Below are 1,762 nucleotides of genomic sequence, written 5' to 3'. Positions count from 1 at the left end.
CCTCGGCGGTGAGCTGGGGGAGGACGGTGAACAGGTCGCCGACGACGCCGTAGTCGACGAGTTCGAAGATCGGGGCCTCGGGGTCCTTGTTGACCGCGACGATGGTCTTCGAGGTCTGCATGCCGGCCCGGTGCTGGATGGCGCCGGAGATGCCCGCGGCGACGTACAGCTGCGGGGAGACCTGCTTGCCGGTCTGGCCGACCTGGTTGGTGTGCGGGTACCAGCCGGCGTCGACGGCGGCGCGGGAGGCGCCGACGGCCGCGCCGAGCGCGTCCGCGAGCTCCTCGACGACGGCGAAGCCCTCGGCGGCGCCGACGCCGCGGCCGCCGGAGACCACGATCGCGGCCTCGGTCAGCTCGGGGCGGCCGGAGGAGATTCGCGGGGTGCGGGCGGTGACGGTGGCGGCGTTGCCGGTGAACTCCACCGTGACGCTCTCGACGGTGCCGGCGGCCGGGGCCGGCTCGGGGGCGGCGGCGTTCGGCTTGACGGTGATCACCGGGGCGCCGGCGGTCACGGTCGACTTGACCTGGAAGGAGGCGGCGAACACCGACTGGGTGGCGACCGGGCCGCCCTCGCCGGGCTCGAGGTCGACGGCGTCGGTGATGATGCCCGAGCCCAGGCGCAGCGCGGTGCGGGCGGCGATCTCCTTGCCCTCGCCGGAGGAGGTGACCAGGACGGCGGCGGCGCCGCTGGCCTTGGCGATCTGGGTGAGGGCGTCGACCTTGGGCACCACCAGCTGGGCGGCGAACGCCTCGGCGTCGGCGGTGTAGACCTTGGCGGCGCCGTACTCGGCGGCCTTGGCGGCGATCGCCGCCGCACTGTCGCCGGCGCCCAGGACGACGGCGGAGGGCTCGCCGATGCGGCGGGCCAGGGTGAGCAGTTCGAGGGCCGGCTTGCGGACCGCGCCGTCGGCGTGGTCCACGAGAACCAGGATCTCAGCCATTGGTTCTTGCTCCTGATCGTTCGTTGGATGCGCGCGGGGCGGGGTCAGATGAACTTCTGCTCGGCGAGGTAGGCGGCGAGCTGCTTGCCGCCGTCGCCCTCGTCGACCACGACGGTGCCGGCGGTGCGCGGCGGGCGGGCGGTGATCTCGCCGACCTTGGTCCAGGAGCCGGCCAGGCCGACGGTGTCGGCGTCGATGCCCAGGTCGTCCAGGTCGAACTCGGCGACGGGCTTCTTCTTCGCGGCCATGATGCCCTTGAAGGAGGGGTAGCGGGCCTCGCCGGACTGGTCGGTGACCGACACCACGGCCGGCAGCGGGGCCTCGACCTGCTCGGTGGCGGCGTCGCCGTCCCGGCGGCCCTTGACCACCCCGTTCTCGACGGCGACCTCGGACAGCAGGGTGGCCTGCGGCACGCCCAGGCGCTCGGCGAGCAGCGCGGGCAGCACGCCCATCGTGCCGTCGGTGGAGGCCATGCCGCACACCACCAGGTCGAAGCCGGTCTTCTCCAGCGCCTTCGCCACGATCGCCGAGGTGCCGATCACGTCCGAGCCGTGGATGTCCTCGTCGTTGACGTGCACGGCCTTGTCCGCGCCCATCGACAGCGCCTTGCGCAGCGCGTCCTTCGCGTCGTCGCCGCCCACCGTCAGCACCGTCACCTCGGCGTCCCCGGACGCCTCCGCGATCCGCAGCGCCTGCTCCACGCCGTACTCGTCCAGCTCCGACAGGAGGCCGTCCACGCCATCCCGGTCGGTGGTGGTGTCGTCCGCGAAGCGACGGTCACCGGTCGCGTCGGGCACGTACTTCACACAGACAACGATC

At 73.2% G+C, this 1,762-nt stretch carries 2 protein-coding genes; both read right to left on the bottom strand.

Features of this window, described 5'->3' with window-relative positions; translation table 11 throughout:
- Positions 1 to 943: electron transfer flavoprotein subunit alpha/FixB family protein (locus AB0M03_RS39615; protein WP_363501695.1), on the bottom strand; the 943-nt coding region annotated here is incomplete at its 3' end.
- 44 nt (positions 944 to 987) lie between these two features.
- A complete protein-coding gene (locus AB0M03_RS39610; protein ID WP_363501692.1) occupies positions 988 to 1,761 on the bottom strand; it encodes an electron transfer flavoprotein subunit beta/FixA family protein in 774 nt (257 codons plus the stop codon).
- Between the last annotated feature and the right edge of the window lies 1 nt (position 1,762).

The organism is Kitasatospora sp. NPDC051914 (assembly GCF_040680995.1).
GTDB lineage: Bacteria > Actinomycetota > Actinomycetes > Streptomycetales > Streptomycetaceae > Kitasatospora.
This window is presented reverse-complemented; position numbering and strand designations above follow the sequence as displayed.